We start from the raw sequence: 3,528 nt of genomic DNA on the forward strand, positions 1-3,528 counted from the left end.
AGATACACCCTGCCGCCATCGCTTCCGTCGATCAGGAGCAGGTCGGTGAAGGTGCCGCCGACATCGATACCGGCAACGACATTTCCCTGGGGATCGCGCGCTTGCGCCGAAATATTCTCTTCCATCGTCGAAACCCGAAATGCGCGGACTACGGATATGCGTCAGTTTGGAAAGCTGTTTTAAGGGAGCATCTTGACGCAAATATCGTTTGTATACTAATAAATTCCGGACACAAGAGCTTGCCGCTTTGGAGTGTGCGAACAGCACGCCGGGACCTGAATGGTCCGGGCGCGCAAGTGAAGGTTTGGCGCCCGCGTCCGTGAGCTGGGCCAGAAGGTTGGATTTGATGAACACCACATCCGCTCTCAATACCGTCGGCGCCCGACCGCTGCAGTTCCCGATTCCGGCCAATGTCTATGCCGAAACCGTGGTCTCGGTGAAGCACTACACCGACCGGCTGTTCTCGTTCCGCATCACCCGTCCGCAGTCGCTGCGCTTCCGCTCCGGCGAGTTCGTCATGATCGGCCTGCCCAATGCAGAGAAGCCGGTGTACCGCGCCTATTCGGTGGCGAGCCCAGCCTGGGACGAAGAGCTGGAATTCTTCTCGATCAAGGTGCCGGACGGCCCGCTGACTTCGGAGCTGCAGAAGATCCAGGTCGGCGACACCGTCATCATGCGCCAGAAGTCGACCGGCACGCTGGTGGTCGACGCACTGACGCCGGCCAAGCGGCTGTTCATGATCTCGACCGGCACCGGCATCGCGCCCTTCGCCAGCCTGCTGCGCGACCCCGACACCTACGAAAAATTCGATCAGCTGATCCTGACCCATACCTGCCGCGACAATGCGGAACTCACCTACGGCCAGGAGCTGGTCGCAGCACTTGAAAGCGACCCGCTGATCGGTGAACTGACCACTGGGCGCGTCACGCTCTACAATTCGACGACCCGCGAGGAATCGGCACGCATGGGCCGCATCACCGCGCTGATCGGCTCCGGCAAGTTCTACAGCGATCTCGGCATCGACAAGCTCAACCCGGAAACCGATCGGATCATGATCTGCGGCTCGATGCATATGCTGAAGGACGTCAAGGAACTAGCCGAAAGCCTCGGCTTCGAGGAAGGCTCGCTGAGCCATCCGGCGACTTTTGTCGTCGAGCGCGCCTTCGTCGGCTGAGCCGCACCAACATCTCGGAAGTCTACGTTTTTGACCGCACGGTCAAAAATTGCTGCTTTCGCCGCCTTTTTCGGTTATGACCGCCCGCAGGACTCGTGAAGTAGGGCTTCACGGGCTATCTTCGGCACACGTCGCTGAATGAAAGGGCAGGAGATGAGCAGCACAATCCGCGAAGCCGATGTCGGCTCGTCCAAGGTGACGCCGCTGCCGGCGCGTGCCGCCGCCAATACAGCCGTCCCGCACGATCATCGCATTGCGCGCAACCCCGGCATGAAGCTCGACCTTGGCTTCATGGAATCGGTGCGCAGCGTCAATCGCTCGGCGCTGGAACGGCGCGTCGCCAGCCTGACCAAGCGGCGCTCTATCAAGGCCGACAACCAGGCCGCCTGGCTGCTGCGCGCCGTCGCCTGCATGGATTTGACGACGCTGAATTCCAACGACACCGAGGAGCGCGTGCGCCGGCTTTGCGCCAAGGCGATCAATCCGTTCCGCCGCGACATTGTCGAGGGCCTCGGCATATCAGGTGAAACCATCCGCCCGGCCGCCGTCTGCGTCTACCACCCCTTCGTTGCCACCGCCGTCGATGCGGTGCGCGGCACTGGCATCCATGTCGCCGCCGTCTCCACCGCCTTTCCGCATGGCCTGGCGCCGCTGTCGACCCGTTTGCAGGAGATCGAGGCCTCGGTCCGTGACGGCGCCGACGAGATCGACGTCGTCATCCCGCGCGGCCTGGTGTTCGGCGCCAAGTGGCGGGAGCTTTACAATGAGATCGTCTCGATGCGCGCCGCCTGCGGTGATGCGCATCTGAAGGTCATCCTCGGCACCGGCGACCTCGCCACGCTGCGCAATGTCATGCTGGCCTCGATGGTGGCGATGATGGCGGGCGCCGATTTCATCAAGACCTCGACCGGCAAGGAAAGCGTCAACGCGACGCTGCCCGTCGGCCTCGCCATGGTGCGTGCCATCAGGGCCTATTTCGAGGAAACCGGCTATCTCATCGGCTTCAAGCCGGCCGGCGGCATTTCCACGGCCAAGGCCTCGCTCGACTGGCTGGTGCTGATGAAGGAAGAGCTCGGCCGGCCATGGCTGGAGCCGGACCTGTTCCGCTTCGGCGCGTCGAGCCTCTTGACCGACATCGAGCGCCAGCTCGAGCACCATTTGACCGGACATTACTCGGCCAATCATCGCCACGCGATGGCGTGAGCCTTTACCCCCACCCCGATCGGCTTTTGCCGATCGACCCTCCCAGGCGGGAGGGTGAAGGAGGCACCTGATGAACATTCTCGATCGCTATCACGCCATGGAATACGGCCCGGCACCGGAGGCCCGCAACGAGGCCGACGCCTGGCTTGCCGCGCGCGATTTCGGCAAGGCGCTGTTCATCGGCGGCGACTGGAAAGCCGCTGCCGGCGGCAAGACCTTCGAGACCAGCGAGCCGTCTTCCGGCAAGCTGCTGGCCGAGGTCTCGGACGCCAATGCCGCCGATATCGACGCGGCGGTTGCGGCCGCCGCCAAGGCGCTGCCGAAGTGGTCGGCAGCCTCAGGCTATCAGCGTGCCAAAGTACTCTATGCCATCGGCCGCGCCATGCAGCGGCATCAGCGCCTGTTCGCGGTGCTTGAGACCATCGACAACGGCAAGCCGATCCGCGAAAGCCGCGATATCGACGTGCCGCTGGCGATCCGCCATTTCATCCACCATGCCGGCTGGGCGCAGGCGCTGGACAGGGATTTCCCCGGCCATAGGGGTGTCGGCGTCGTCGGCCAGATCATCCCGTGGAACTTTCCGTTGCTGATGCTGGCCTGGAAGATCGCGCCGGCGCTCGCCGCCGGCTGCACCGTGGTGCTGAAGCCGGCCGAGTTCACGCCGCTGACCGCCATCCTGTTCGCCGAGATTTGCGAGCGTGCCGGCGTGCCGAAGGGCGTCGTCAACATCGTCCAGGGCGGCCCTGAGGCCGGCGTCGCCATCGTCAACCATCCCGGCGTCCAGAAGATCGCCTTTACCGGCTCTTCCGAGGTCGGCAAGATCATCCGCAAGGCCACCGCCGGCTCGGGCAAGAAACTGTCGCTGGAGCTCGGCGGCAAATCGGCTTTCATCGTCTTCGAGGATGCCGATCTCGACAGCGCCGTCGAAGGCCTGGTCGACGGCATCTGGTTCAACCAGGGCCAGGTCTGCTGCGCCGGTTCGCGGCTCCTGGCGCAGGAAGGCATAGCCGACGCCCTGATCGCCAAGGTCAAGACGCGGATGAGCCGGCTGCGCGTCGGCAGCCCGCTGGACAAGAACACCGATATCGGTCCGCTCGTCGATCTGACCCAGCTCGAGCGCGTCAAGGGCCTGGTTGCCGAAGGCGCCAGAC

Annotated in this window: 3 protein-coding genes; all 3 read left to right on the forward strand. The window is 63.8% G+C overall.

All coding sequences use genetic code 11. From position 1 onward, the window contains the following. The first annotated feature begins 346 nt into the window (after positions 1 to 346). Positions 347 to 1,174, forward strand: a complete 828-nt coding sequence (locus tag EN925_RS28220; RefSeq protein WP_027040179.1) for a ferredoxin--NADP reductase — start codon at positions 347 to 349, stop codon at positions 1,172 to 1,174. A gap of 153 nt (positions 1,175 to 1,327) precedes the next feature. Beyond that, complete coding sequence (deoC, locus tag EN925_RS28225) at positions 1,328 to 2,377, forward strand: deoxyribose-phosphate aldolase (protein ID WP_127384715.1); 1,050 nt, start codon at positions 1,328 to 1,330, stop codon at positions 2,375 to 2,377. 70 nt (positions 2,378 to 2,447) lie between these two features. Then, a partial coding sequence (locus tag EN925_RS28230) for an aldehyde dehydrogenase family protein (protein ID WP_128337086.1) occupies positions 2,448 to 3,528 on the forward strand: 1,081 nt, incomplete at its 3' end.

This window comes from Mesorhizobium sp. M7A.F.Ca.US.006.04.2.1 (genome assembly GCF_004022915.1).
Classification (GTDB): domain Bacteria; phylum Pseudomonadota; class Alphaproteobacteria; order Rhizobiales; family Rhizobiaceae; genus Mesorhizobium; species Mesorhizobium ciceri.